22 protein-coding genes and 1 pseudogene are annotated in these 26,214 nt (G+C 68.6%); 11 read left to right on the forward strand and 12 right to left on the reverse strand.

Translation table 11 applies throughout. The annotated features are described in order from the left end of the window. Window positions 1-193: 193 nt before the first annotated feature. The 3 genes from A5789_RS17280 to A5789_RS17290 form a co-directional block, all read right to left on the reverse strand. The gene (locus A5789_RS17280) at window positions 194-754 is read right to left on the reverse strand and encodes a Uma2 family endonuclease (protein WP_063017314.1); all 561 of its coding nucleotides are present in this window, start codon (window positions 752-754) and stop codon (window positions 194-196) included. 118 nt (window positions 755-872) lie between these two features. Beyond that, on the reverse strand, window positions 873-1,550 hold the full coding sequence (locus tag A5789_RS17285) for a response regulator transcription factor (protein WP_082940773.1): 678 nt from the start codon (window positions 1,548-1,550) through the stop codon (window positions 873-875). Further along, window positions 1,547-2,950 (reverse strand): sensor domain-containing protein, encoded by a 1,404-nt coding sequence (locus A5789_RS17290; RefSeq protein WP_227462975.1) that lies wholly within the window; start codon window positions 2,948-2,950, stop codon window positions 1,547-1,549. Before A5789_RS17290 ends, A5789_RS17285 begins: the two co-directional genes overlap by 4 nt. A 107-nt stretch (window positions 2,951-3,057) precedes the next feature. Between A5789_RS17290 and A5789_RS17295 the strand changes: the two genes are divergently transcribed. Further along, window positions 3,058-3,762: a TrmH family RNA methyltransferase gene (locus A5789_RS17295; protein ID WP_064906168.1), complete on the forward strand. Its 705-nt coding sequence runs from the start codon at window positions 3,058-3,060 to the stop codon at window positions 3,760-3,762. Here the strand turns inward: A5789_RS17295 and A5789_RS17300 are convergent, their stop codons facing one another. Further along, a complete protein-coding gene (locus A5789_RS17300) occupies window positions 3,763-5,991 on the reverse strand; it encodes an excinuclease ABC subunit UvrA (protein WP_063017310.1) in 2,229 nt (742 codons plus the stop codon). Between the two features lie 60 nt (window positions 5,992-6,051). Here A5789_RS17300 and A5789_RS17305 point away from each other — a divergent pair, with 60 nt between their 5' ends. Together A5789_RS17305 and A5789_RS17310 are read left to right on the forward strand one after the other, a co-directional pair. Next, window positions 6,052-7,041, forward strand: coding sequence for a YafY family protein (locus A5789_RS17305; RefSeq protein WP_064906166.1), 990 nt, complete (start codon window positions 6,052-6,054; stop codon window positions 7,039-7,041). 100 nt (window positions 7,042-7,141) lie between these two features. After that, window positions 7,142-8,338 (forward strand): glycoside hydrolase family 76 protein, encoded by a 1,197-nt coding sequence (locus A5789_RS17310; RefSeq protein ID WP_082940774.1) that lies wholly within the window; start codon window positions 7,142-7,144, stop codon window positions 8,336-8,338. Window positions 8,339-8,573: 235 nt separating this feature from the next. On the opposite strand, the pseudogene A5789_RS17315 reads toward A5789_RS17310, so the two are convergent. Then, window positions 8,574-9,245 (reverse strand): annotated as a pseudogene (locus A5789_RS17315) (DedA family protein); the annotation flags it as partial. Next, window positions 9,242-9,895, reverse strand: coding sequence for a DedA family protein (locus A5789_RS17320; protein WP_051756587.1), 654 nt, complete (start codon window positions 9,893-9,895; stop codon window positions 9,242-9,244). The pseudogene A5789_RS17315 and the gene A5789_RS17320, both read right to left, overlap by 4 nt. Before the next feature lie 309 nt (window positions 9,896-10,204). On the opposite strand from A5789_RS17320, the gene fbaA reads away from it, so the two are divergent. The 3 genes from fbaA to A5789_RS17335 all read left to right on the forward strand — a co-directional run bounded on the left by fbaA (window position 10,205) and on the right by A5789_RS17335 (window position 14,194). Continuing rightward, window positions 10,205-11,242, forward strand: a complete 1,038-nt coding sequence (fbaA, locus tag A5789_RS17325) for a class II fructose-bisphosphate aldolase (RefSeq protein WP_030516652.1) — start codon at window positions 10,205-10,207, stop codon at window positions 11,240-11,242. 175 nt (window positions 11,243-11,417) lie between these two features. Further along, on the forward strand, window positions 11,418-12,575 hold the full coding sequence (locus A5789_RS17330) for a BTAD domain-containing putative transcriptional regulator (RefSeq protein ID WP_227462973.1): 1,158 nt from the start codon (window positions 11,418-11,420) through the stop codon (window positions 12,573-12,575). 131 nt (window positions 12,576-12,706) lie between these two features. After that, window positions 12,707-14,194: a DUF4185 domain-containing protein gene (locus tag A5789_RS17335; RefSeq protein WP_064906164.1), complete on the forward strand. Its 1,488-nt coding sequence runs from the start codon at window positions 12,707-12,709 to the stop codon at window positions 14,192-14,194. Window positions 14,195-14,209: 15 nt separating this feature from the next. Here the strand turns inward: A5789_RS17335 and A5789_RS17340 are convergent, their stop codons facing one another. Beyond that, window positions 14,210-15,253 carry a fused (3R)-hydroxyacyl-ACP dehydratase subunits HadA/HadB gene (locus A5789_RS17340; protein ID WP_064906162.1) on the reverse strand — a complete coding sequence of 348 codons (1,044 nt, stop codon included), beginning with the start codon at window positions 15,251-15,253 and terminating at the stop codon, window positions 14,210-14,212. Between the two features lie 204 nt (window positions 15,254-15,457). After that, window positions 15,458-17,836: a hypothetical protein gene (locus A5789_RS36640; RefSeq protein ID WP_155525770.1), complete on the reverse strand. Its 2,379-nt coding sequence runs from the start codon at window positions 17,834-17,836 to the stop codon at window positions 15,458-15,460. A 197-nt stretch (window positions 17,837-18,033) separates the two neighbouring features. Here A5789_RS36640 and A5789_RS17360 point away from each other — a divergent pair, with 197 nt between their 5' ends. Continuing rightward, window positions 18,034-18,492, forward strand: coding sequence for a DUF3151 domain-containing protein (locus A5789_RS17360; RefSeq protein ID WP_030516647.1), 459 nt, complete (start codon window positions 18,034-18,036; stop codon window positions 18,490-18,492). 71 nt (window positions 18,493-18,563) lie between these two features. Continuing rightward, window positions 18,564-19,658, forward strand: coding sequence for an aromatic acid exporter family protein (locus A5789_RS17365; RefSeq protein ID WP_064906153.1), 1,095 nt, complete (start codon window positions 18,564-18,566; stop codon window positions 19,656-19,658). Window positions 19,659-20,040: 382 nt separating this feature from the next. On the opposite strand, the gene A5789_RS17370 is transcribed toward A5789_RS17365, so the two are convergent. Together A5789_RS17370 and A5789_RS17375 are read right to left on the reverse strand one after the other, a co-directional pair. Beyond that, window positions 20,041-20,814: a site-2 protease family protein gene (locus A5789_RS17370; protein WP_082940777.1), complete on the reverse strand. Its 774-nt coding sequence runs from the start codon at window positions 20,812-20,814 to the stop codon at window positions 20,041-20,043. After that, window positions 20,811-21,434 carry a hypothetical protein gene (locus A5789_RS17375; RefSeq protein WP_231953370.1) on the reverse strand — a complete coding sequence of 208 codons (624 nt, stop codon included), beginning with the start codon at window positions 21,432-21,434 and terminating at the stop codon, window positions 20,811-20,813. Before A5789_RS17375 ends, A5789_RS17370 begins: the two co-directional genes overlap by 4 nt. 335 nt (window positions 21,435-21,769) lie before the next feature. Here A5789_RS17375 and A5789_RS17380 point away from each other — a divergent pair, with 335 nt between their 5' ends. After that, the gene (locus tag A5789_RS17380) at window positions 21,770-23,065 is read left to right on the forward strand and encodes an adenylosuccinate synthase (RefSeq protein WP_030516643.1); all 1,296 of its coding nucleotides are present in this window, start codon (window positions 21,770-21,772) and stop codon (window positions 23,063-23,065) included. Here the strand turns inward: A5789_RS17380 and A5789_RS17385 are convergent. Continuing rightward, a complete protein-coding gene (locus tag A5789_RS17385; RefSeq protein ID WP_064906149.1) occupies window positions 23,059-24,549 on the reverse strand; it encodes a PLP-dependent aminotransferase family protein in 1,491 nt (496 codons plus the stop codon). The two genes, A5789_RS17380 and A5789_RS17385, sit on opposite strands and share 7 nt — an antisense overlap. A gap of 62 nt (window positions 24,550-24,611) precedes the next feature. Between A5789_RS17385 and A5789_RS17390 the strand changes: the two genes are divergently transcribed. Then, a complete protein-coding gene (locus tag A5789_RS17390) occupies window positions 24,612-24,860 on the forward strand; it encodes a hypothetical protein (protein ID WP_064927301.1) in 249 nt (82 codons plus the stop codon). Between the two features lie 83 nt (window positions 24,861-24,943). After that, window positions 24,944-25,624 carry a methylated-DNA--[protein]-cysteine S-methyltransferase gene (locus tag A5789_RS17395; protein ID WP_064906144.1) on the forward strand — a complete coding sequence of 227 codons (681 nt, stop codon included), beginning with the start codon at window positions 24,944-24,946 and terminating at the stop codon, window positions 25,622-25,624. Window positions 25,625-25,676: 52 nt separating this feature from the next. Here the strand turns inward: A5789_RS17395 and A5789_RS17400 are convergent, their stop codons facing one another. Continuing rightward, complete coding sequence (locus A5789_RS17400; protein ID WP_063018744.1) at window positions 25,677-26,084, reverse strand: hypothetical protein; 408 nt, start codon at window positions 26,082-26,084, stop codon at window positions 25,677-25,679. Window positions 26,085-26,214: the final 130 nt, after the last annotated feature.

The raw sequence follows: 26,214 nt of genomic DNA on the forward strand, positions 1-26,214 counted from the left end.
GAATCGAGACCAACCCGCGTTGGAATGCGGACGAGGTCTTGCTGGCGGTAGAGATTCTCTCCCCCGGGTCTCCCGCCCCGCCCGGATAGCACATAACGGACAGACACGTTTCGGCCAACCGGCCGAGACGGTGGTCCCCGCCGATCGCCCGACTTCGCCAGCCGCAGCCAGGCCCTTCGCCGCCGGGGACCGGCTATTCGGACCGTGATCCGGTCAGCGCGGTCAGATCGATTGTGACGGGAGTGCCGGACAAGTCGATCCGAACCGTCGATTGATTGTCGGCAATCAATTCGTAGTAGTCGCCGACCAACCGATATCCGGTCAATGTTGTCGGGGCGTCGAGGTCGACGAGCCAATAGTGCTCGATTCCGGCCTCGGCGTATTCGGCGAACTTGGCGACCCGGTCGGTGCGCCGCGACCCGGGGGAGAGAATCTCTACCGCCAGCAAGACCTCGTCCGCATTCCAACGCGGGTTGGTCTCGATTCCAGCGTCGGGGACGACGATGAGATCGGGAACTCGGACAGTCGGGGGAGCTACCGGGTCGATGACAACCTCGGTCTCGGTCAGGACACCGAGCGTCGGCGGCAGTTGTGGCTCCAGTTGGGCCGCAAGGCGCCACATCGCTCGTTGGTGCTTCGACACCGGCCTCGGTGACACGATGAGTACCCCCTCCACGAGCTCGTAGCTACGGCTGTTGTCCTCCGGCAGCGCCTCCCAGTCCGCCATCGTCAGTAGACGATCGGGCCAATGCATAACCACGTGCTCACCTCCTCTCGTATGCCCTGGTCCACTCAGTGTTCCACAGGTGACCGACAACCCCAGGCAGTCCAGCGGCGAGCCGCTGTCGACGCGCTATCCGCGCGGGCGCGCGCTATCCCCGCAGGCGCAGCACGGCCATGACCCGGCGGTGGTGGGTGTCCGACGGGGGCAGATCCAACTTCAGGAAGATGTTGCCGATGTGTTTTTCCACCGCGCGTTCGGTCACGGTGAGGGTGGTGGCGATGGAGGCGTTGGTGAGGCCCTGGGCCATCAGCTCCAGGACTTCGCGTTCGCGCGGGGTGAGGCGGGCGAGCGAATCCTGTTGCCGGGCAGCGCCGAACAGCTGGCTCACCACCTCGGGGTCGAGAGCCGTACCGCCGGTGGCGACGCGCTGCAGGGCGCCGACGAATTCGCGGACGTCTGCTACCCGGTCCTTGAGCAGGTAGCCGACACCGCCCGCACCGCCGGCGAGAAGTTCGGTGGCATAACGGGTTTCGACCCATTGGGAGAATACGAGCACTCCGGTGGCGGGAAATTTCCGGCGCAGTTCGATGGCGGCGAGCAGACCTTCGTCGGTGAACGAGGGCGGCATCCGCACGTCGACTACGGCGACGTCGGGACGGGTTTCGGCCACGATCTCGCTCAGCCGGATCCCGTCGCCGACCATGGCCACGATCTCGTGACCGCGGTCGGTGAGCAGGCCGGCCAGACCGTCCCGCAGGATCGCGCTGTCCTCGGCGATCACGATCCGCAGGGCGTCGGCGGTGCGGCCGGCCTCGGCCGTACTCATTGCGGGCCCGCGATCGGCAGGGTGACGGTGATATTGGTGGGCCCCCCGACCGGGCTGTCGACGGTCAGGTTGCCGTCGACGGAACGCGCCCGTGCGGCGAGACCGGCCAGACCACCGCCGACCAGCCGCTCGGTCGGCGCATCGGCCCCGGCCTCGGATTCACCACCCATCGGACCGGGCTGTCGCACCCCACCGTGACCGTTGTCGCGCACGCTCACCATCATCGTCGCGGCGCCCGCCGGCGCGACCGACACCCACGCCGCGGTCGCCCCCGAATGCTTCACCACGTTGGTGAGCAGTTCCGCGACCGAGAAATACGCGATCGCCTCGATCGCCGGACTGGGCCGCTGCGGCAGGTGGACGCGCAGTTCGACCGGTATCGCACAGCGCGCGGTCAGCGTCTCCAGCGCCGGTTCCAGTCCCAGTTCGAGTGCAGGGGGATGGATGCCGCGCACCAGTTCCCGCAGCTCGGCGATGGCGTCCTTCGAGCTCGCCCGGGCATCGGCGATCAGCGCGGCCGGGTCGGCGCCCGCGGCGAGTCGCTCCTCGGCACGCCCCAGCGTCATCGCGATACTCACCAGCCGTGCCTGGGTGCCGTCGTGCAGATCGCGTTCCAGCCGCCGCAGCGTCGCCGCGGAATCCTCGACCGCGACGCGCCGGCTCTCCTGCAGTTCGACCATCCGCCGATCGCCCGCGGTGGGTGTCAGCAGCACCAGCATCAGCCCGCGATGCGCCCAGCACACCGCGCGCACGAGCCACGGCAGCAGGAAGCAGCCGATGACGCCCAGTGCCGCCAGACCGAGTACGCGCGGCCAAGTGTCGATGTAGTAGTCACCGAATTGCGCCATCGAATGATGTTCGCGCCCTTGCGGATCCACGTTGACGGGGTGGAAAACCGCCCACGGGACGGGGGAGATCGCGGTGAAGACGGTCACCGCGATCACGGTCAGCACCACGTATCCGACGAACACCCCGAGGACCGCCTCGGCGACCAGGAAGGCCAGTGCCCGCCATGCGGTGCGATCGGTGAAGACGCTGCGGAACCAGCCCACCAGTCCCGGCCGGGCGGCGAAATTCGGCGGCGCCGGCAGATCGGCAGACAGTAGCGCGGCACCCACGGCCCGGTAGACCCGTCCCCAGATCCGGCCGCCCAACAGCACCCCGGCCAGCAGCGGAGCGCCGATGATCAGGATCGAACTGTAGAGCCCGACGCCGTAGCCGACGAACAGATAGGCCAGCACCAGACAGCCCAGAATCGCGGCGACGACCAGGTAGGTCAGCTCTTTCCAGGTGCGTGCCTGGAACGGGGCGCGCAGGATCGCCCGCAGCACCGACCCGGCGGTCGGGCGCGAGTCCGGACGGTCGAGTACGAGCGTCGGTTCGGCGAGTGTTTCGGTCATAGCTTCCATGCTGGTCGGAGCCGATCCGCGCAGCGAGGGAGCAGACCGGCGAATCGACGGTGTGGACAGCACCACCATCGGATCCGACGGTACCGGGCGCGGCTACGATGACCGGCGTGAATCACCCGCTCCAGCCGCTGCCCGACCCATCGGACGGCGATGTGCCGGGCCCGACCGAATGGGGCGAGCATCCGCACGGCGTGGGCCCGTGGCGCGACGAATTCGGTACCGAACCGCCGGACGATCCGCGTCTGGACCCGGAACTGCTCGCGCACGGCGACCGGCGCAACGTGGTCGACGCCTACCGGTACTGGTCGCGCGCGGCGATCGTCGCCGATATCGATAGCCGTCGCCATCCGTTCCACATCGCGATCGAGAATTTCGGGCACGACGCCAATATCGGCACGGTGGTTCGCACCGCGAATGCCTTCGCCGCGGCGGCGGTCCATATCGTCGGACGACGGCGCTGGAATCGGCGCGGCGCCATGGTGACCGACCGGTATCAGCACATCGTGCACCACAGCGATATCGCCGAACTGCTGGAGTTCGCCGAGCGCGAGAATCTCACCGTGGTGGCCGTCGACAACGTGCCGGGTTCGGTGCCGCTGGAAACCGCTGCGCTGCCGCGTGATTGCCTGCTTCTGTTCGGTCAGGAGGGTCCGGGCGTCACCGAGGCCGCCAAACGGGCCGCGGTCATGACGGTATCGATCGCGCAGTTCGGCTCGACCCGCAGTGTCAACGCGGGTGTCGCCGCCGGAATCGCCATGCACGCGTGGATAACTCAGCACGCGGACCTCGAACGTTCTTGGTGATCATCGGGAATCACGCAGTGCCGCGGCCGTCGCGGATTCGCGGCAGCGCAGCAGTTCTTCCGGAGTGCCCTGGAAGATGATCCGGCCGCCGTGCCGGCCGGGGCCCGGCCCGAGGTCGATAATCCGGTCGGCCGCGCGGACGACGTCGAGATTGTGTTCGATGACGACCACGGTATTGCCCCGGTCGATCAGATGGTCGAACAGCTGGATCAGCGTATCGATATCGCGCAGGTGCAGCCCCGTCGTCGGCTCGTCGAGGACATAGAGGGTGTGCCGGTCGCCGCGCGCGAGTTCCCTGGCGATCTTCAGCCGCTGACATTCCCCGCCGGACAGCGTGGTCAGCGACTGTCCGAGCCGCAGATATCCGAGTCCGACCTCGTCGAGATGCCGCAGACCCCGCGCGACCGCGGGCAGTCGCCGCATCGCCTCGGCGATGGTCAGATCGTCGATATCGGCGATGGTCAGGCCGTCGACGGTGTAACCGAGCACCCGATCGGTGAACCGGCGTCCGCCGCACGCCGAGCACACCGTTTCCTGACCGTCCATGAACGCCAGGTCGGTGTAGATCACACCGGCGCCCTCGCACACCGGGCAGGCTCCCTCGGAATTCGCGCTGAACAGGGCGGCACTCACCCCGTTGCGCTTCGCGAACATGGTGCGCACCGCGCCGGCGATCCCGGCGTAGGTGAGCGGCGTCGACCGCCGGTTGGTGCCGACCGGACGCTGATCGACCACGGTGGCCGGATGCCGCTGCACCAGTTCCGCGGCCAGACTGGATTTACCCGAACCCGCGACGCCGGTGAGCACGGTCAGCACACCGGTCGCGATGTCGACCGAGATGTCGCGCAGATTGTTGCGAGTCGCGTTGTCGATCCGCAGTTTTCCGGTCGGCACCCGCGGGGTGCGGCCGGTCCGCCGGATCCGCAACGCCTGCCCGGTAGGTGTGTCCACGGTCGCCAACCGCTCGAAGTCGCCCGTGAACACGATCCGCCCGCCCTCGGCCCCGGCCCCCGGACCGACCTCGACGATATGGTCGGCCACCCGCATCACATCCGGATCGTGTTCGACCACCAGAACGCTGTTGCCCTTGTCCCGCAACGATTTCAGCAGTTCGGTCATCGGCCGCACATCGTGCGGATGCAATCCGACGGTGGGTTCGTCGAAGACGTAGAGCATTTCGGTCAGACTGCTGCCGAGATGGCGAACGGTCTTGATGCGCTGCGATTCTCCGCCGGACAGTGTCGTCGTCGGACGTGACAGCGACAGGTAACCGAGGCCGATGTGCGCGAGGGCGCGGAGCCGCTCGTGCAGCGCGGACACCACCGAAACCATTTCGGGGTCGCGCACCTCGGTGATCAGCTCGGCGAGTTCGCCGATCTCCATCCGGCTCATCTCGACGATGGTGTGGTCGAGTACCCGCGCCGAGCGGGCCGCCGGATTCAACCGTTGCCCGTCGCATTCCGGACACGGTCCCGAGTGGGTGAACCGTTGCAGCACAGCCTGTTTGCGTTCGGACAGGTTGTCGGAGGTGTGCAGATACACCCGCTCGAACAGCTCGATCACGCCTTCGTAATCCTTCGGCGGACTCGGCCGCAGGGCCGCGGCGGCGGGCCCGCCGTGCAGCAGTGCGTCCCGTTCGGCGGGCGACCATTCCCGCAGCGGCACGGTCGCATCGAAGGCTCCGAGTTCGGCGTAGCGGCGGTACCAGTACTGACCGGCGGCGAAGCCCGGCAATCGGATCGCGCCCTGCTCCAGCGAGAGATCCGGGTCGAGCACCTGCTCCAGATCGGGAACCAGCGTTTCGCCGAGACCGGAACAGGCCGGGCACATTCCGGCCGGATCGTTGAACGAGAAGTGATTGGATTCCCCGACGTACGGCTGCCCGATACGCGAGAACAACAGCCGCAGATAGGTGTACGCATCGGTGATGGTGCCGACCGTCGAACGGGCGTTGCCGCCGAGCCGCTTCTGATCGATCACCACCACCGGCGAGAGGCCGTCGATCAGGTCCACCTCCGGACGCGTCCACCGCGGCAGCCGATTGCGCACGAACGGCGGGTAGGTCTCGTTGACCTGATATCCCGCCTCGGCCGCGATGGTGTCGAAAACCAGCGACGATTTGCCCGAACCGGACACCCCGGCGAACACCACCAGCCGGCCCCGCGGCACATCGATATCCACACTTTTCAGGTTGTTGGTACGCGCTGCGCGAATGCGGATCGAAGTCATATCTCGACGCTAGGGACAGATGTGGCCGGCTTCTGACCGCAATTGCCGGAGGATGGAGTCATGAGCGCCACTCGCCGCCTGCTCGATCTGCTCGCTTATCTGCAGACCGGCCGCCGCTACACCGGCGCCGAACTGGCCGCCCGCCTCGAGACCAGCCCGCGCACCGTGCGCCGCGATGTCGAGCGGCTGCGCGAATACGGCTATCCGGTCGCCACCCAGCCCGGCCCGGGCGGCTTCTACCAACTCACTGCCGGCCGCATCCTCCCGCCGCTGGTCTTCGACGACGATGAGGCGATCGCCACCGTCGTCGCCCTCGGCATGCTCGCGGCGACGTCGGAACCGCACAGCCAGGGGGAGCGCCAGGGCTCGTCGGATATCGGCGCCGCTGCCCTGCGCGCCTTCGGCAAGATCGACCAGTTGCTGCCGAAGCGGTTGCGGGGCCGGGCGAACGCGGTGCGGGCGACGGTGGAGACGGCGGCGGTCGTGGCGCCCGCGGTCGACGCGGCGGTGCTGGCGCTGGTGGCCAGGGCCGCGGCCGGACACGAACACCTCGTCTTCGACTACCGCACCCGCACCGGCGGGCTCGCCCGGCGCCGGGTCGAACCGTATCGGCAGGTGTATCAGCATCTGCGCTGGTATCTGCTCGCCTGGGACCGCGATCGTGGCGATTGGCGCACCTTCCGCCTGGATCGGATCGCCGATATCGCCGCTACCGGAACCTTTTTCGAGCCGCGCCCGCTACCGGCCGAGACGGCCGCGGGCTACCTCCGGCGCGAACTCACCGCGGGGCGGCATCGCGCGGTCGTCACCGTGGAGGCTGCGGCCACGGCGGTCGCCGACATCCTGAAATTCCAGGACTGCGATATCGAGTCGCGCGGACCGCAGCGCTGCCGGATCACCACATGGGTGGATTCGTTCGAATGGCTGGTGCTCAATCTCGCCTTCCTCGACGCCGATTTCGTGATCGAGGAGCCGCCCGCGTTCCGCGACCGCTGTCGCGCTCTCGCAGCACGTATGGAACGCGCGTCCGTCGCCGTGGAACCGGGCTGACACGCCGCGCGTACCGGGCCGACTCGACCCGTCGCGGACACGAGTCGATCGCGTAACAAATCGGGCGCGAAATCGGGGCTCGGACTGGCACGATGTACCCATGAATTCGCGGAGCGACGACGTGCAACCGCGTCCGCATCTGCGGCGGGGGCGCGCACGAGTCGATTCCGCTGCCGAGCCGGGCGCCGATATCTGGGCACAGCGAGCCGATGCGGCCGAATCGGCCATCGTGTCCCGGCATCTGCGGCGGCTGTGGCTGCTGCCGGGGGCCGAGCTGGGCGTGGTGGGCTGGCCCGCGACCACCGCGGAACGATTGTTCTTCAGCTGGAACTACTGGTGGCAGGCTCATCTCGTCGACTGCGCGATCGATGCCGCCGACCGGGAGGCCACCCCGGCCCGCACCGGACGTATCGCCGCCATCGCGCATGCCCACCGGCTGCGCAACATCACCGGCTGGACCAACAACTACTACGACGATATGGCTTGGCTCGCACTCGCTTTGGAGCGGGCCGAACGCACCCGGGGCATCACCGAGGTGCGCGGCGGGCTGATCGCGCTCGAGCAGCAACTCATGGCGGGATGGCAGCCGGAGATCGGCGCGGTGCCGTGGCGTAAGGGCTCCGACTACTTCAACGCTCCCGCCAACGGCCCGGTCGCCATCGCACTCGCACGCCTGGGGCATCACGAGCGCGCCGCGCAGATCGCCGACTGGATCGATGCCACCCTGCGCGATCCGGAAACGGGACTGATCCTCGACGGCATCCACCTGCCCTCGGGCCGGATCGAACGGCCGACGTTCAGCTACTGCCAGGGCGTGGTCCTCGGGCTGGAAACCGAACTGGCGGTCCGGAGCGGAGACGTTCGTCACCTCGAGCGCGTGCAGCGATTGCTCCGCGCGGTCGAGGACCGGATGACGGAACGGAATGTCGTCACCGGCGGGGGCGGCGGGGACGGTGGTCTGTTCAACGGGATCCTGGCCCGCTATCTCGCGCTGGTGGCGATCATGCTGCCGGGAGACGAGGTTGCGCACCGCTCGGCCCGTCGCTCGGCCGCCGCGATCGTGAAGGCCTCGGCCCGCGCCGCCTGGGACCATCGGCTCGAGGTCGAGGGCGATCCGCTGTTCGGCCACGACTGGAACGAACCGGCTCGGCTGCCGGGCGGCACCGCCGGGTCCGCACGGCCTACCCCGGGTGGTTCGGTCACCTCGTCGCGGACACCGGAACGAGATCTGTCGGTGCAGCTGTCGGGCTGGATGTTGATGGAGGCCGCACACGTGGTGACGGCCGCCGGACTCTAGCGGGCGCCGGCGGCCCCAGGGCAGATCACTGCCGGGGATCGGTCCACACGATGCGCGCGGGCGCCGCGGTGGCCGCGCGCTCGGGGCGGACGGTGCGCAGCGGCACGGTGTCCGGATAGTCGGCGGTCCGGATCTCGAGAGGCAGCGTGTCGAGGGCGTCCGAATCGAAAGCCGCCCGGTCGAAGCCCTGGGCGTCGAAGATCTGGCCGTCGAAGGTCTGGCCGTCGGATTCGAGTTCGACATCGAAGTCCTCGGCCGGACGCGACATCTCCGCGCGGTACTGCCGCAGGCCGATGATCGTGCCGATGATCAGCACCACGACCAGCGAGCCGCTCACGGTCGGCATCAGCCAGGACACCTTGTTCAGATAGCCGCCGGTGTAGTAGCCGAGCAGCAGCAGAATCGGCGCCCAGATCACCGCGCCGATCGAACTGGCCACGGTGTAGCGGCGGTGGTCCATCCCGGCTGCCCCGGCGACCAGCGGGCACAGCGTGCGCACCCACGGAATCCAGCGGGCGATGAGAACCGCCACGAACCCGTGCCGGTGCAGCAGATCCGATACCCGGGCCAGATTCTCGGCGTTGACGTATTTGCCGTTCTTACGGGCGATCAGGCGATGGCCGGTGCGCGTGCCGATCACGTACCCCACCTGGTTACCTGCGATAGCGGCGAGCATGGTCGCCACCACCAGCGCCCACACCTGCGTATGCCCGGTCTCGTGTGAGGCGAAGATGATGCCGGCGGTCAGCAGCATCGAATCGCCGGGCAGGAACAGGCCGATGATCACCGCGCACTCGAGGAAGACGAAGACCAGGACGACGGTCCAGACGAGTGCCGGCCCGGCGGACTGCAGCGGATCGAATCCGCCCAGTGCAAGGGGTAACGGCGTAGCAGGCAATGGTGTCAGTGCGTGGGTTCGTTCGTCGGTACGGACATCGTGGGCTCCTCGATCTCGAGCACCGGCTCGTGGTTACGCAGCTTCTTCGCCACGGAGATGATGGCGGGCAGGATCGAGACGAACACGATCAGCAGGAAGATGGCCTCGACGTGATCGCGAATGAACCCGACGTTCCCCAGGAAGTACCCGAGGACCGTGATGCCGCCGGCCCACAGAATGCCACCGATGATGTCGAACGTGAGGAATTTGCGGTAATCCATCTTCGACACGCCCGCGAGTACCGGCATGAAGGTCCGCACGATCGGCACGAAGCGCGCCAGGATGATCGTCTTCGGACCGTACTTCTCGAAGAAGGCGTGCGTCTCGGTGATGTAGCGCTGTTTGAAGAAGCGCCCATCCTCCTTGTGGAACAGCGCCGGCCCGATGGCCCGGCCGATCCAGTAGGCGCACTGATCGCCCGCGATCGCGGTCACCGCCACCGCCGGAACGAGCACCCAGATCGACACCGGCGGATGTTCGAGCGCCGCGAGCAGGCCGCCGGTGAACAGCAGCGAATCGCCCGGCAGGATCGGGAACAGCAGCCCTGTCTCGATGAAGACGATGACCAGGATGGCCGGCAGCACCGCATTCGACATCCAGGTATCCGTCAGCAGATACATGGGGTCGAGCAGCTTGTGGACGGAGAATCCGTCGGCGAGAGTGTTCGTGATGGCCAGCGTGGTCACGGGCCCCACAGTACCGGTCACCGTGCGATCTCACCGAACCTCACGGGAACCTCTCAGGCGTTGGCGAATTTCGGTCAACCGAGTTTCGGACCGCTCCCGGCGGTCGACGTGGGTGCGCGCCCGGCCCGGCAAGTCCGCCGCAAGCACTCCCGATCCCGGGCCGCCTTTCGCGACAACGGGCCATGAACTTAGGGTATGGGCTGACAGAATTGTTGTTCGCAGCACACATACGGAGGTCACTCAGTGCCCATCGCGACTCCGGAGGTCTACGCCGAGATGCTCGGTCGGGCCAAAGAGAACTCCTTCGCCTTCCCCGCGATCAACTGCACCTCCTCGGAGACCATCAACGCGGCCATCCGCGGGTTCGCCGAGGCCGGCAGTGACGGCATCATCCAGTTCTCCACCGGCGGCGCCGAATTCGGTTCCGGCCAGGGTGTGAAGGACATGGTCACCGGTGCGGTCGCGCTGGCGGAGTTCGCTCATGTGGTGGCAGCCAAGTACGACGTGACGATCGCGCTGCACACCGACCACTGCCCCAAGGACAAGCTGGACGGCTTCGTCCGTCCGCTGCTGGCCATCTCGCAGGAGCGGGTCAAGGCCGGGCAGAACCCGCTGTTCCAGTCCCACATGTGGGACGGCTCGGCCATCCCGATCGACGAGAACCTCGAGATCGCCAAGGAACTGCTGAAGCAGGCCGCCGCGGCGAACATCATTCTCGAGGTCGAGATCGGTGTCGTCGGCGGTGAAGAGGACGGTGTCGAGGCCGAGATCAACGAGAAGCTCTACACCTCGTCCGAGGACTTCGCCAAGACCATCGACGCCCTGGGCGCCGGTGAGAACGGCAAGTATCTGCTCGCCGCCACCTTCGGCAACGTGCACGGCGTCTACAAGCCGGGCAACGTGGTGCTCAAGCCCGAGGTGCTGGCCGAGGGCCAGCGCGTGGCCGCGGCCAAGCTCGGCCTGGGCGACGGCGCGAAGCCGTTCGACTTCGTCTTCCACGGCGGCTCGGGCTCGCTGAAGTCGGAGATCGACGACTCGCTGAAGTACGGCGTGGTGAAGATGAACGTCGACACCGACACCCAGTACGCCTTCACCCGTCCGATCGCGGCGCACATGTTCACCAACTACGACGGTGTGCTGAAGATCGACGGCGAGGTCGGCAACAAGAAGACCTACGACCCGCGCAGCTACCTCAAGAAGGCCGAGACCTCGATGGCCGAGCGGGTCATCGAGGCCTGCAACGACCTGCGGTCGGCCGGCAAGTCGGTCAGCGCGAAGTAGTAGTTCCCGCAGCGGAACGGATCGAGGGTGCGTCGTCCGATGGGCGGCGCACCCTCGGCGTTCGCGGCCGCCACCGTGACGGCGGGTTGTCCCAGCCGGAAGGGCACGAGATGATCTTCTCCGTGAGCAGATGGACACTGTGCCGAGAATCCGGACGACACGAGGCGCTGGACCGGTGAGCAATCCGACCGGCCCCCAATCCATTCCGCCCACCGGGCTCGACGTCCGCGTGCTCGGGCCCGTGCAACTCTCGGTCGGCGGAACGGCCGTACCCGTGGGCGGACCCAAGCCGCGAGCGCTGCTGGCCGCGCTGGCGGTGAACCGGCGGCGTGCCGTCTCGTCACAGGCGCTGGCCGATATCGTCTGGAACGAGGAGCCGCCGGATTCCTATCAGGCGAGTCTGCAGGTATTCGTCTCCAATATTCGTAAGGCGCTGCGTAATTCGGGAGTCGACCCGGCAACGGTGCTGCGCACCGAATCCTCCGGCTACCGGCTCGACATCGCCGACGACGAATGCGATCTGGGCCGCTTCGAGGCCACCCACAAGGCCGCGATCGAGGCCGGCGCGGCGGGCGACCACGAGAGCGCGTCGCGGCTGTACGGTGCGGCACTGGAACAGTGGAGCGGTAGAGCGCTCGACGATCTGTCCGGCACCCGCTTCGCCGACACCTTCGCCACTGCGATGGACGAGGAACGCCTGCTCGTCGCCTCCGCCCGCATCGATGCCGAAATCGCCTGCGGCCGCGCCTCTTCGGTGGTCGGCGAACTGGTGGCGATGACGAACGAGCATCCGATGCGGGAACCGCTGTGGGTGCAGCTCATCACCGCGCTGTATCTGTCCGGCCGCCAGGCCGACGCGCTGGAGGCCTGCCGCCGGGTCCGGGCTGTTCTCGCCGACGAACTCGGGATCGATCCCGGGCCGGCGCTGGCCGAACTGGAGAAGCGCGTCCTGCGGCAGGAACCGCTCAATACGATGGCCATCGCCCAGGTCGAGCGAATGGCCAAGGCGATGACCGAAACCGTCACCGAAACCCCGCGCAGCGCCCGCGCCGGACGGCTGCGGCTGGCGGACGGCCGGGTTTTTCCGATTGCCAAGGGCGGCTTGAAGATCGGCCGCATGACCGACAACGATCTGATCCTCGACGATCCGAAGGTCAGCCGCTATCACGCGCACGTCCTGCCCAGCCGGGCCGGAATGCTGATCAAGGATCTGGCCTCGGCCAACGGCATCTACGTCGACGACGAGGTCGTCGACAGCGGCACCATGCTGTTCGGCGGGGAACTCATCCGGATCGGTTCGACAGTGCTGAGTTTCGAGGCGGATACCGAGTAGGTCGCGCCGAACACACCCGCGGTTGCGCGATAACCGCCGTTCCAGGGCGTTTCCCGGGTAGGGTCGGCGCGGGTGCCGTCCGCGGGATGAGGTCGCGGGTAGGGGAAATCGATCGGTCCGAGGGGTTGCTGATGCGTGTGCGCGTGCCGGCTTCGGCCGCAGTGGTGTTGCTGAGTGCCGGACTGCTGGTCGGGCTGCCCGGATCTGCCGTCGCCGAACCCGGGACAGGTTCGGCGGCAACGGTTCCCGGCACGGGGCCGTGTGCCACCGACCCCGTCCCCGTGCACGAGCCGGTGGTGCCGAAGACCCTCGAGGTGCCGATCCCGTATCCGGTGGTGACCGTCGATCAACCCCCGCCACCCGCGGTACCGAAGCGCACGAGCGTGCAGCTGCCGGTCGATCCGTGCGTCAGCCCGTGCCCGGATCTCACCGACGGTCCGCCGCCCGCGCCCGGTCTGCTGAACCGGCTCGGCGTGCCGGAGGTGCTGCTGAAGCCGAAGCCGTTCTATTTCGCGCTGCCGCCCGGGCCCTCGCCCGAACCCGGGCCGCCTCCGCCGCCGCGAGCCGCACCGCCGACCGAACCGGGGCCGGCGGTGGCCGCGCGGCCGGCGCCGAGGGTGAGTCAGGTCCGCGAGGTCGCCAAGGAGACCGGCGCGAATTCGGTGAACCGCACCGACAAGCGCTGGCAGGTCAATGGGACCGACCTGGGCATCATGTGGGAGAGCGCGCCGGGGGAGATCGCGACGGCCTTCGGCGATACCGTCGGGCACGGGTTCCACCCGCCGGGCGGGATGGGCGAGGACTGGCGCAGCAATCTGCTCGCCTTCAGCACGAATCGCGACCTCGGCAAGGGCATGATCTTCGACCGCATGGTCACCGACGATCGTTGTCACGCCGCCGAGGTGCTCGCCAGTCGCAAGAAGGACAATATCGAGATCACCACGATTCCGACCTCCGGTTTCGCGCTGCCGCATCGAGGTTCGGCCGACGGCATCCGGCAGTTCATGAGCTACATGTCGATTCGGACCTGGAACAGCCTGCCGGGCACCTTCTACACCAACTACGGCGGTATCGCGTACTCCGACGACCACGGGCAGACCTGGACCAAGGATCCGCACGCGCACTGGGACAACATCTTCGGCCTCGCGAATTTCCAGGTGTCGGCGATGGTTCCGCAGGGTGACTACGTCTACTTGTTCGGCACGCCGAATACGCGGCTCGGCTCGGTCGGCCTCGCCCGGGTGCCCACGGAGCACGTGCTCGACACCTCCGCCTACCAGTACTGGCGCGACGGCACCTGGACTCCGGTCGGCGGAGCCGCTTCCGCCACACCGATCGTCGACGGACCGGCCGGCGAACTGTCGGTGCGCTACGACAGCGCACGCGGTGTCTGGCAGATGAGTTATCTCGACACCGCGAAGGCGGCGGTCGTCGTGCGCGAATCGAACACGCCGCAGGGTCTGTGGTCGCCGAGTTCGCCGCTGTTGCACGTCTCGGCCGAATACCCCGAACTCTACGGCGGATTCATCCACCCGTGGTCGACGTCCTCGGATCTGTACTTCACCGTCAGCACCTGGAGCGACTACAACGTCTACCTGATGCACGCCCGGCTGGACTGACGTTCGAGCCGGCGGTCAGGACAGTTGGACCTCGGCCAGCGCGCGGCCGAACAGCTTCTTCCCCGCCGAGGTGGCGCTCAGCAGAATCGTCGCGACCCGACGCTCCGGATCCAGCGACTTGATCTTGGCGGAGAAGTCGATCTGCGCCGGCGAATGACGTTCCACCGGAACGTATCCGGAGAAGCGGACACTGTAGCTTTCGATCGCGCCCGGATCTCCGAGCCACGAGGTCAGATACTGCGCACCCAGGCCCATGGTGAGCATGCCGTGCGCGACCACGGTGGGCAGGCCGGCCAGTTCGGCCGCGCGGTCGCTGAAGTGGATCGGGTTGGAATCACCCGCCACACCGGCGTAGTTGACCAGATCGCCGCGGGTGAGCCGCATCGTGGCGGGGGGCAGTTGGTCGCCCACCGCGATATCGTCGAAATTCGGCTGAGTCTCGACGGTGACGTCCCTGCGCGATTCGGCGAGCCCGGGTTCGGGGGTGGCCTCCTCGGCGGCGATCGGGATCAGCACCTCCGGGGTGGTCGCGCCGACCTCCCGGCGATGCATGACCACGCCTTCGACCAGCCGCACGATATCGGCATCGACCTCGGCGCCCAGGCGCGCCACGATGGTGGTGCGTCCCACCTGAACGACGGTGTCCTCGGCATCGAGGATGGTGGCCTTCACGGTGATGAAATCGTTTCCGCGCAGGTGGCGGATCGATTCGATCTCCGCCTCGCTGCGCAGGGCGTCGCCGGCCAGGATCGGGCGGTGAATGTGGAAGACCTGGTCGGTCTGCAGGATCTGCGACAGGTCGTATTCGCTGAGCACGCTGTCGAGCAGGGCCTGGGTGGTCGCCATGCCGAGCACCGAGGCGAAGGTCGGCGGCGCCACGACGGCATCCCAGCCGAGCTTGGCGGCGTCGGCCTCGAAGTGGTGGGCGGGATGATGGTTCTGCACGGCCCGCGCGAATTCGCGGACCTTCTCCCTGCCCACCTCGTAGCGGTCCCGAATCCGGTAATGCCGACCGGCCAGTGCCGTGGATGCCGGCGCGTCGGGTGCCAGCTCCGGCATGTCCCTTGCTCCCTGCTCGATTCTTACTGCGTAAACGACAGCACCGGTCGACCGCCCCGGAACAGATCGGCGGAGGGTCGGCGGGTGACAATCCGAGCCATGCTATCGGCGGACCGGACCGCTCACCAGGTGTCTGTGACGTGCATCGCCGGGAAGCGGCGCGATGTGACACCAAGGTGACGCACGTCATCGACTCCGGCGCGTCTACTGCGCGGCACCGGCGGGATCGCACACCTTCCAGCCGCCGTCGGTCTGCTGCAGATCGAAGGTGCGGGCGGTCGAGCGGCTCGGATCGGCATCGGTGTAGATGTCGACCTGAGCGACGGCCTTGTCCCCGGTGATCTGGACGCCGTCCACGCCCGCGACCTTCGGGATCTTCTTCTGATCCACCGCCAGCTTGTGCACGCCGGCGTACTGATCGGGCGCGATGTTCTGATAGAAGTCGTGCAGTTTGCCGCACGTCGCGGATTGCAGCTGACTCAGGTTTCCGGACGCCAGTGCGTTGGTGTAGCTGTTGACCGCGCCCTTGACCTGTGCCTCCGGCGAATTGTCGGATCCGCCGGTGACGAGTGCGACCACCGCCACGATCGCGACGATCACCACCACGACCGCGCCGCCGGCGAGCAGCAGCCAGCGCTTACTGCGCGCGGGCTGTCCCGGCGCGGCGTCCGGTCCCGGTTCCGGCGCCGGTACTCGCTGGGGCTGCGCCACCGGGCGCGGTGCACCCAGCTGGCCCGGTCCGCCCGGTTGTCCCGGTGCGCCCGGCCGGTTCGGTCCACCCGGGCCGGCCGGCTGCGCGGACAGTGTCGGCGCTGTCATCTTGGTATCGGCGGGTGACGATGCGCCGCCGGGGCGCTGGCCTTGTTCACCTTGCGCCGCAGGACCTTTCAGGCCCTGTGCGCCGAGTGCCGCCGCCGCTCCCAGCTGCCCCGGCCCACCGGGACGCTGCTGGCCGGGCGCTCCCGGGCCTTGTGCACCTGGCCCCTGCGCGCCGGGACCCTGCTGGCCTGGGCCCTGCGCACCTGGACCCTGCGGTCCCGGCCGCCCGGCCCCCTGTGCACCCGGGCCCTGGGGGTTCTGCCCGCCGGGACGCTGCGGACCTTGTCCACGTCCCTGCGCGCCGGGGCCACCGGGGCCCTGCTGAGCAGGTCCGTTCGGACCGGCTCCGGGGCCCTGTCCCGGCCCGCCCGGAACCTGCTGCCCCGGGGCGTTCGGCCCGCTCGCAGCGGGTTGCGGTCCCGGTCGAGCCGGACCTTGCTGCCCTGGTCCACCGGGGCCGCCCGCCGGAGCCTGCCCCGGTGCGCCGCCTGCCGGGCCCTGCTGGCCCGGTCCCCCGGAACCGCTCGTCCGCGCCTGTCCCGGTGCGCCGCCCGCGGGGCCGCGCTGGGAACCGGCGGCGGCCGCTCCGCCGACGCGGCCCTTCGGACCTCCGGCCGCCGGTCCGCCCGGGCCCCGCGATCCCGGAGCGCCGGGCGCGCCCTGGCCCTGCTCACCGCCCGGCCCGCCCTGAGCCCCAGGACGCTTCGAGCCGCTCTGCCCGGCTCCCGGCGGCGTGGCGCGAAGCTTCTCGGTGGCCGCCGGATCGGGTTTCTGAATGGGCAGGATCGTGGTGGCGTCGTCGGACGGATTCGATATCGCGGGAACGTCTTGTGGGGCTTCGTTTTTCGTGTCCGGTGCCGCAGTGCCTCCACCGCCGTTCGCGCCGGACTGCTGCGCCGGGCCGGACTTCGCGGTCTTCCCGCCGCCCTTGCCGGACGAAACCTTGGGCAAGGCAACGGTTTTCGAATCGTCGTCGCTCTCGCCGGACGCGCTCTCGTTCGCGGCGGCGCTCGGCGCGTTCGGGCCCGGCGCGGCGGTGCGTGCGGAATCGGCGGCGCCCTGGCCGGTTGCGGCACTCCCGGCGTCGGCAGCCTTCGCGGTTTTCGCACCCTCGGCGCCCTTCGCGGTGCGCTCGGCGTCGGGTGCGGCGGCCGGGCCTTTCGTTTTCGCCGGGCCGTTCGCGGCGGCCGCTCCGGCAGTGCCGGCCGTGGCGTCGGACTTGCCGGAGTTCTCGGAGGTGGGAGCCTTGCCGGTCTCCTCGGGCTTCTTGCCGGATTCGTCGCGCCTGGGGATGGCGACCGTCTCCGCTTCACCCGCCCCATCGCTCGGCGCGGTGCCCGCCTTGACGGCGCCGGCCGCCGCGCCACCGCCGCTCGGTGTCGAACCGGGCGCAGCGGCGGGCGACTTGCCTGAGCCGGGAGCGCCGGGACCGCCGGACTTCGTACCGGAAGCGTTCGGGCCGGACTTGTCACCTGCGGCGGAACTCGCCTGTCCCGCAGCGCCTTTTGCCCCCGGTGTGCGAATGACCTGGGTTTGCGCCGACGGTGACGGCATGGGTGCGGTGGGGGCGGCGCCGGGAAGTTGATCCCGGGAGATGCGCTGGGTGCGGTCCGGGGCGCCGGTGTCCGGTTCGCGACCGGCGGTTGTCCCGCCCTGGGCGCCGGGCTTCGCCGGTCCGTCCGGACCCGCACCGGATGCAGCCTGACGCGGGCGGTCGCCGGAGGCGCCCTGGTGCGGCTTCTGGTCGTCGTTCGGGTCGGACACGCGCTACCCCTTGCTCAGTATCAGCTGTCGGTCGTCGACTGTCGGTCTCAGACGGCCAGCCTAATGGGGTGGGGGCGCGTAGGAGGCGGCAGACGCGCAACCATATAAGGCCTCGCCATCAGGAGGGGGACTCGGCATCGGGACCCGCGCACCCGCTGCCCGGCGAGCCGCCGCGGTGGCGGTGCACAATGAAGCCCATGACCTCCTTCGGTGATCTGCTCGGACCGCAGCCGGTATTGCTTCCCGAAAACACGGAAGCCGAACAGGCCCTGCTGGACAACCAGGACCCGGTCCAGGTCGCCGCCGCCCATCCGACGGCCTCCGTGGCCTGGGCGCAGCTGGCCGAGGACGCGCTGGACCGCGCCGGCGTCGTGGGCGCACCCGAGGGCCAGGCCGAGGTGAGCCTCGATGTGGTGGCGGCCTACGCCTTCGCCCGCACGGGCTACCACCGCGGGCTGGACCTGTTGCGCCGCAACGGGTGGAAGGGCTTCGGCCCGGTGCCGTGGAGCCACGAACCCAACCAGGGCTTCCTCCGTGCGGTCGGCGCCCTCGCCCGCGCCGCCCAGGCCATCGGCGAGAGCGACGAATACGCCCGCTGCCTGGATCTGCTCGAGGATTGCGATCCCCGCGCCGCCGCCGAACTCGGATTGGACTGAGACTGGCCGGCACGGAACGGTTCGCGACCGCCATCACCGTCGATGCGGTTCGCGACAGTGGTAGACAGCGCATGCGCAGTGGCTGGGTGCGTCTGCGCCGGTCCGCGCTTCCGATCTTCCAGTGTGCGGTGGGCGCGGCACTGTCCTGGTTCGTCGCCCACCGGTTGGTGGGGCATCCCCAACCGTTCTTCGCGCCGATGGCCGCGGTCATCTCGATCGGGGTGTCGTTCGGTGCGCGGCTGCGCCGATCGGTGGAACTGGTCGGCGGTGTGGCCGTCGGGATCGGGATCGGCGATTTCTTCATCGGGCAGGTCGGAACCGGCGCGTGGCAGATCGCGCTCGTCGTCGGGGTGGCGATGGCGACCGCGGTATTCCTCGATCGAGGTGCGGTCATCCCGATGCAGGCCGCCAGTTCGGCGGTGCTGGTCGCCACGTTGATGCCGCCGCATACCGGCGGAGGTTTCAATCGCATGGTCGACGCGCTGGTCGGTGGGTTGGTCGGCGTCGTGGTGGTGGCCGCGATTCCGCTGCATCCCGTGCGCCGGGCCCGGCAGCAGGCCGCCGATATCCTCACCGTCCTGGGCGCGGCGCTGACCGCATGCGCCGACGGCCTCCATGAGCAGAACGCGGAGAAGGTCCGCGCCGCATTGCATTCCGTGCGCGGCACGCAACCGCAGATCGACGGTTTGCGCAACGCCGTCGAAGGCGGCCGCGAGGTCAGCCGGATCTCGCCGCTGTACTGGAATTCCCGGCCCCGGCTGGAGGCGATTCGCGCGGCGGTCGACCCGCTCGACAATGCCGTGCGCAATACCCGAGTGCTGTTGCGCCGCGCGCTGACTCTGGTGCGCGACGACGAAATCCTCGATCCCCGAATGATCGCCGAGGTCGAAGAACTGGGGCAGGCGGTGGAAGTGGTGCGCCGCTACATGGTTGCCGAACCCGGTGAACAGCCCGATGCCGCCGAAGCGACACGCGTCCTGCGGCGGGTGGCGAAGGGCGCGACCAAGGATCTGGTCGCGGGCGCCGGCCTGTCCTCGCACGTGGTCTTCGCCCAATTGCGTTCCATCGTGGTCGATCTGATGCAGGTCTGCGGGATCAAACGCCTGTCGGCGATCGCGTTGCTGCCGCCCACCGTGCAGAACCCCTATGTGGCGCCCGAGGATTGACCGGACGTGACGCCACCCGTGGGAACCCTTGCGGCAGGGCGTGTTCGGTAGCCTCGCCGGGCCGGAGATTTCCCGAGCGAGCGCTCCGGTACCAGTAGTCGCCGAGCGGTCCGCGAGGTCGCCGGGTCCGGCTGCGCACGGCCGACGCGGCCGAATCGGGTAGTCGACTACTCGTGTCGCGGGTCGGCGCGGATCGTACGTTTGTCTCGACCGCGTCGACGAGGGGTGGCGCGGTCGGAAAACTTCGCGACGGATGCGACGTGCGGCCGATTGGTGTGCGGCCGACCGCGTAGGGGGCGGGAGCTCCGTCGCGAAGAGGGCCGCCCGGTTCCTGTTCGCCGGCGAATCGAACGGGAATCGGGCGCGCCCGCCGAAACGCGTGTCAGGTCCAGAAGCGGGTCAGATAACTGCCGATGGCCGCCCAGTCCGACGGCACGCCGGACAGTTCGAACACCCAGTAGACGGCATCGAAGAACACGCGATTGAGCTCCGGCACCCACAGAATCGCGAGCAACAGCAGCAGCCCGAACGGCTTCACCTGATCCAGCGACCGCCGTGTCTGATAACTGAGCGACGGCTCCACGATCGCGTAGCCGTCGGTTCCCGGAATCGGCAGCAGATTCAGAATCGTCGCGGTGATCTGCAGAAACGCCAGGAAACTGAGGCCGAACCAGAACGCGGCGTGGTCATGGGTGGAGCCGGCGAATCGGACGATCACCAGCAGCACCACCGCGCACAACGCGTTGACCGCCGGACCGGCCGCGCTGATCGCACGCTGGGTGCGCGTCGAAAAGTTCTGCGTATTCAGATAGACCGCGCCACCGGGCAGTGCGAATCCGCCCAGCGCGATGAAGAAGATCGGCAGCGCGATCGACAGCAGGGGATGGCTGTATTTCACCGGATTCAGCGTCAGGTACCCGCGCATCTGCACTTCGCGATCCCCGGCCCGATACGCCGTGTAGGCGTGGCCGAATTCGTGCAGGCACACGCTGAGAATCCAGCCCGCCACCACGAAGACGAACACTCCGGCCTTGGCCCGGGTGGACAGCGGATCGGCATCCCAGGCCAGCGCCCCGCCCAGCGCGATGATCACCACGATCAGCAAGAAGATCGGACTCGGGTGCACCACTCTCCGAGCCGGAAAGGAGTAGGTCATCGCACCAGCAGCCAGGGCTCGTGATGACGGTAGAAACTCGACCGCGGCACTGTGCGATCGGCGGCGATGCCGTCGCGCGTCACCGCCGCCCCCGGTGATCCCAGCTGTACGGCGCGCCCGGCCACCCAGCGCTTCTTACCCCAGCCGCGCTGCACCGTGGCGCGCACGCCCGGCATCTCGAGGGTGGGTGAAACATGCAGCGCCGCAACCTTTCCGGTGAACAACCGGACCTCGTCGACGTACGCCTCCCCCTCGAGTTTGCCGCCGTCGCGGCCGGTGATCGTGGCCCGGCCGACCAGGACGGTGCCGGTCTCGTCGCGGATCAGAGGGGTGGGCTCGGCGCGGCCCTCCAGCGCGCGTTTGGCGGCGTGCGAGCCCGTGCCGGTCTGATATGCCCGGGAACCGTAGGTGCGATCCACCGGCACATAGCCGATTTCGACGGTCAGCCGTTCGGTGCGCAGCAGATGGGTGAGCACCGCGGCTAGACCGGCATCCTCACCGAGCACGATGAGCCGCGGCTGGTTGTCGGCAGCCAGGACCGGAAGCAGTTCGTCCAGTTCTGCGGTGTCGGGAATCGCCGTGGTCTGGGTGGTGGGCAGCGACGCGAGCGCGATGGGCACGGGAGCGCCGTTGCAGCGGAGAACATGAGTACTCAACTGCCGAACACCCTCCTCGGACCTGCCAACGCCATCGCCCTCGCTGCCTACCGGGCGCACCCCTGCCGGGACGCCTCCGCAGGCCACTGTAATCGGCTCGGGCGGTCGGCGCGCTCTCCGCTGCGCCACGCGGGGAAGGAGGTGGCTGGTTACGGCACGAATTGTGTCCACTAGACTGTCCCTCCGGCCACCGCCACTTGGCGCGAGCGACGGGCCTCGGGAGCGCCGTCATCGGGCTCTGCAACGGCAGGTAGCTGCAGCGTCGCCGATGCTGCGTGTCGAAACCGTAGGAGACTCCCATGCCGGCAATCGTGCTGATCGGCGCCCAGTGGGGCGACGAGGGTAAGGGCAAAGCTACCGATCTGCTCGGTGGCCGCGTCCAGTGGGTGGTCCGCTACCAGGGTGGCAACAACGCAGGTCACACCGTGGTCCTGCCGAACGGCGACAACTTCGCGCTACACCTCATCCCGTCCGGCATCCTGACGCCGGGTGTCACCAATGTCATCGGCAACGGTGTCGTCATCGACCCGGGTGTGCTGCTCGACGAACTCGCCGGACTGGAACAGCGCTCCGTGGACACCTCCCGGCTGCTGCTGTCGGCGGACGCGCACCTGATCATGCCGTACCACGTGGCCATCGATAAGGTCACCGAACGTTTCCTCGGCAACAAGAAGATCGGCACCACCGGACGCGGCATCGGCCCCTGCTATCAGGACAAGGTCGCCCGCGTGGGCGTGCGTGTCGCCGATGTGCTGGACGAGAAGATCCTCACCCAGAAGGTCGAAGCCGCACTGGAATTCAAGAACCAGGTGCTGGTGAAGATCTACAACCGGCGCGCACTCGACCCGCAGCAGGTGGTCGACGAGGTGCTGAATCAGGCCGAAGGTTTCAAGCACCGCATCAGCGATACCCGGCTGCTGCTCAACCAGGCGCTGGAGAACGGCGAGACCGTCCTGCTGGAGGGTTCGCAGGGGACCCTGCTCGACGTCGACCACGGCACCTATCCCTATGTGACGTCGTCGAATCCGACCTCCGGCGGTGCCGCGGTGGGCGCGGGCGTGGGACCCAACAAGATCACCACGGTGCTCGGCATCCTCAAGGCCTACACCACGCGCGTCGGCTCCGGCCCGTTCCCGACCGAACTGTTCGACCAGTCCGGTGAGTATCTCGCCAAGACCGGCGGTGAGGTCGGCGTGACCACCGGCCGTGCCCGCCGCACCGGCTGGTTCGACGCGGTGATCGCCCGCTACGCGACCCGGGTCAACGGCATCACCGACTACTTCCTCACCAAGCTGGATGTGCTGTCCAGCCTGGACCGCGTGCCGATCTGCGTGGCCTACGAGATCGACGGCGAGCGGGTGGAGCAGATGCCGACCACCCAGACCGAATTCCACCACGCCAAGCCCATCTACGAGGAGATGCCGGGCTGGTGGGAGGACATCTCCGGAGCGCGCAGCTTCGACGACCTGCCGGCCAACGCGCGGGCGTACGTCGAACGGCTGGAGGAGCTTTCCGGCGCCCGCGTGTCCTGCATCGGCGTCGGACCCGGCCGTGACGAGACGATCGTGCGTCACGACGTCCTGAACCATCAGTAGCAGGTGAGGGGCGCCAAGGGTTCGGTGGCGTGCGGGGTCAGCGAAGCGTAGGTCGCCGCGATCGACTTCACCGCCACCCGCAGATCGGATTCGGTGTGGGTGAACGGGATTCGCAGGAACCGCTCGAAGGCGCCTTGGACCCCGAAACGGGGTCCGGCGGCCAGCAGCACGCCGTGATTCGGCGCGGTGGCGGCGAGAGCGGTCGAGATGGGAGCCGGAAGTTGCACCCAGATCGACATGCCGCCGCAACCGGGACTCACCTGCCAGTCGGGCAATTCCTCGGACAGGGCGTCCAAGAGAGCCGCACGCCGGCTGCGTAGTTGTTCGCGGCGTTGTTCGAGGATGACGCCGGCATGATCGAGCAGATAGCCGGTTGCCAGCTGGTCCATCACGGGCGTGCCGAGGTCCACCGTGGAGCGGGTGCCGAGAAGTTTCGCGATGAGCGACTGGTTGGCGCGAATCCAGCCCACGCGCAGGCCACCCCAGAACGACTTGGATGCCGACCCGATCGTCACGATGTCCGAACCGCGTGCGAAAGCCGCCGCCGGAGGAGGGGTTTCGCCGTCGAGCTGCTGATCGACCATGGACTCGTCGACGATCACCGTCATGCGGGTCTCGCGGGCGATCGCGGCCAGTTCCGCCCGGGCGTCGGCGCTCATCAGCAGGCCGGTCGGATTGTTGAAGTCCGGCACCAGGTAGGCGGTGCTCGCGGCGGTTTGCCGTGCGGCACTGCGGATTCCGTCGAGATCCCAGGCGGCATCCGGTTGTTCGGGGCGCAGCGGCACCGGGACCGGCCGGGCGCCGACGTCGCGGATCGCCTCGATCGCGTTGGGATAGGTCGGGTGGTCGATCAGGACGCGTTCGGCGGGTGCGGTGAGCACATTGAGGAGCAGCCGAAGTCCGTGCTGCGCACCGAGAGTCACCAGAATCTGATCCGGCTCGGTGGGCAGGCCGCGCTCGGTGTAGCGGCGCGCGAGCATCTCCCGCAGCGGCAGCACGCCCACCGGGTCCATGCCGTGGGTGCCGAGATAGATCGGAAGACCCTGCAGCGCAGCCGAATACGCGTCGTTCATCTGCGGCGGCGCCGACATCGCGGCGTAGGTGAGGTCGATGGTGGGCTGGGCCGTCGGTGACATCACCGCCAGGATGCTGCGGGCCGGTTTGGTGCCGTCGTGTGCGACGTCGGAGGGCAGGGCGACCGTGCTGCGCGAGCCCTGCCGGCTGATCAGATAGCCGTGCTCCCGCAGCAGCGCGTAGGCGGAGGTGACGGTGGTGCGGCTGACGCCCAGCGCGGTCGCCAGATCGCGTTCGCTGGGCAGCGCGATACCCAGCGGGGCGCGGCCGTCGTGGATCAGCAGGCGGATACTCTCCGCGAGTGCCAGATAGGCCGGGCGCGCACCCCGGCGGGCGGCGCCGGATTCGTCGTGCCGCCAGCGGCCCAGGTCGCGGGTGAGGGTGGCCGCACTGATCACGCGTATCGCCATAGAGGCCAGTATCCGGGTAGTGGCTATTTGATTCAAGTCCAGATGCGGGCAGGGTGGACCTCATGTTCTCCGGTCTTGCCGCCCTGCTGGTCGTCGTGGTGGTTCTCGTGGCCGTCTATCGCTACGCCACCGGATCCGGCCGCCGGGTCGTCGCACTCTTCGAGCGGTATCGACCGCATGCGCCGATGGCGGATTGGTCGCTGGGAGAGGCGGATCGCCGTGGTCGGGTCCGGGATCTCGCGGTCGGGCGCGGCCGCGGGATCGGTGTGGCACGGGACCGGTCGGCGACTCGACCGCCTGCGTCGCCCTGACCTTCAGGGGCGGCATCAGTCCAGTCGTGTGGTACTGGACTGCAACAGCCGGGAATGTCGGACCCTCGGTGCACACTGTGGGTATGTCTGCGGGCAAGTTGTCCTCGGTCGCGGTGACCGAATTCGATACCGCCATCGGCCGATGCGCCATGGGATGGACCGATGACGGCGTCGTGCGGTTCCAACTGCCGGAAGTCGCCGGCGTGCGCGCCCCGGAACGGGTCGAATCTCCGGAGCTCGCCGAATCCCCCGGGCTCGTCGGATCCCCGGAACGTGACGAATCCGCGCCGCTCGCCGATTCCCCGGACGCTTCCGCCCTCATGTCCGGCATGCTGCGCCGCGGAGTGGACGCGATCGCGTCCGCGAGGGTTCGCACCGTCGAACCGTCCGGTGCGATGGCCGAGGCGATCCGGGCCATTCGCGCGCATCTGACCGGCGAACTGGACGATCTGCGGTGGATTGCGGTGGACTATCGCGCGCAACCGGAATTCCATCGCGCGGTCTACGACATCACGCGCACCATCGCCCCGGGACACACTCTCACCTACGGCGAGGTCGCCGCCCGGGCCGGAGCGCCCGGCGCGGCCCAAGCCGTCGGACAAGCCTTGGGCCGCAATCCCATTCCCTTGATCGTGCCCTGCCACCGCGTGCTGGCGGCCGATCACGGACTGCACGGCTTCTCCGCGCCCGGCGGCATCGCGACCAAGGCCCGCCTGCTCGAAATCGAACGCACCTCGGGATTCGGGGAACCGACCCTGTTCTGAGCGCCGGTGGGCCTGCTGGGCGACCGCACCGAGTCGCCGGCGCCGATGGCTGCTATTTGTGTTCGGGGTTCGGGTTGATCGCGCCTTGGATGCCGTCGTTGGCGCGGTTGACGCCGTCGACCACCGCATCCGGTACGGCATCCGGCACCGGCGCGCTGAAGCCGCCCACGCGCACTTCGCGCGGAGCGGGCGGTTCGGTCGGCTTCGGTTCCGGCTTCGGCGCGGCCCGGGGCGCGGACTGCGGAGCCGGTACGTGTTGCGGTGAGGCGGAACGCAATTCGGCGGGCTCGTCGGAAGGAGCCGGGGCATCCGGGGTGGTGACACCGGGCTGAACCGGACCGGTCGCCGCGGCGGTACCGGCGAAACCGAGGACCACCGCGAGCGGCACCGCCGCCATCGCGACCCGAATACCCGTCATCAGATACCGATTTCGACGGATCACGCCGAGCACCACCCTCATCAGCAGCCTGCCTGTGTGGCGACCACGGCCGCCGCCAGCATCGTAATCGACCGCTAGCGGCGACGCAGTGTCGAATTCCGCACAGCGACGGCCTCCTGCCGTGGTCGGACACGCGGCGTATCCCGTCGAA

This window comes from Nocardia sp. 852002-51101_SCH5132738 (genome assembly GCF_001665695.1).
GTDB lineage: Bacteria > Actinomycetota > Actinomycetes > Mycobacteriales > Mycobacteriaceae > Nocardia > Nocardia nova.

Bases quoted from the DNA above. Each gene is read 5' to 3' on its own strand.
- A5789_RS17280 (WP_063017314.1), bottom strand. From the start codon at position 754: ATGCATTGGCCCGATCGTCTACTGACGATGGCGGACTGGGAGGCGCTG.
- A5789_RS17285 (WP_082940773.1), bottom strand. From the start codon at position 1,550: ATGAGTACGGCCGAGGCCGGCCGCACCGCCGACGCCCTGCGGATCGTG.
- A5789_RS17290 (WP_227462975.1), bottom strand. From the start codon at position 2,950: ATGACCGAAACACTCGCCGAACCGACGCTCGTACTCGACCGTCCGGAC.
- A5789_RS17295 (WP_064906168.1), top strand. From the start codon at position 3,058: ATGACCGGCGTGAATCACCCGCTCCAGCCGCTGCCCGACCCATCGGAC.
- A5789_RS17300 (WP_063017310.1), bottom strand. From the start codon at position 5,991: ATGACTTCGATCCGCATTCGCGCAGCGCGTACCAACAACCTGAAAAGT.
- A5789_RS17305 (WP_064906166.1), top strand. From the start codon at position 6,052: ATGAGCGCCACTCGCCGCCTGCTCGATCTGCTCGCTTATCTGCAGACC.
- A5789_RS17310 (WP_082940774.1), top strand. From the start codon at position 7,142: ATGAATTCGCGGAGCGACGACGTGCAACCGCGTCCGCATCTGCGGCGG.
- A5789_RS17320 (WP_051756587.1), bottom strand. From the start codon at position 9,895: ATGTATCTGCTGACGGATACCTGGATGTCGAATGCGGTGCTGCCGGCC.
- A5789_RS17335 (WP_064906164.1), top strand. From the start codon at position 12,707: ATGCGTGTGCGCGTGCCGGCTTCGGCCGCAGTGGTGTTGCTGAGTGCC.
- A5789_RS17340 (WP_064906162.1), bottom strand. From the start codon at position 15,253: ATGCCGGAGCTGGCACCCGACGCGCCGGCATCCACGGCACTGGCCGGT.
- A5789_RS17360 (WP_030516647.1), top strand. From the start codon at position 18,034: ATGACCTCCTTCGGTGATCTGCTCGGACCGCAGCCGGTATTGCTTCCC.
- A5789_RS17365 (WP_064906153.1), top strand. From the start codon at position 18,564: ATGCGCAGTGGCTGGGTGCGTCTGCGCCGGTCCGCGCTTCCGATCTTC.
- A5789_RS17370 (WP_082940777.1), bottom strand. From the start codon at position 20,814: ATGACCTACTCCTTTCCGGCTCGGAGAGTGGTGCACCCGAGTCCGATC.
- A5789_RS17380 (WP_030516643.1), top strand. From the start codon at position 21,770: ATGCCGGCAATCGTGCTGATCGGCGCCCAGTGGGGCGACGAGGGTAAG.
- A5789_RS17385 (WP_064906149.1), bottom strand. From the start codon at position 24,549: ATGGCGATACGCGTGATCAGTGCGGCCACCCTCACCCGCGACCTGGGC.
- A5789_RS17390 (WP_064927301.1), top strand. From the start codon at position 24,612: ATGTTCTCCGGTCTTGCCGCCCTGCTGGTCGTCGTGGTGGTTCTCGTG.
- A5789_RS17395 (WP_064906144.1), top strand. From the start codon at position 24,944: ATGTCTGCGGGCAAGTTGTCCTCGGTCGCGGTGACCGAATTCGATACC.
- A5789_RS17400 (WP_063018744.1), bottom strand. From the start codon at position 26,084: ATGAGGGTGGTGCTCGGCGTGATCCGTCGAAATCGGTATCTGATGACG.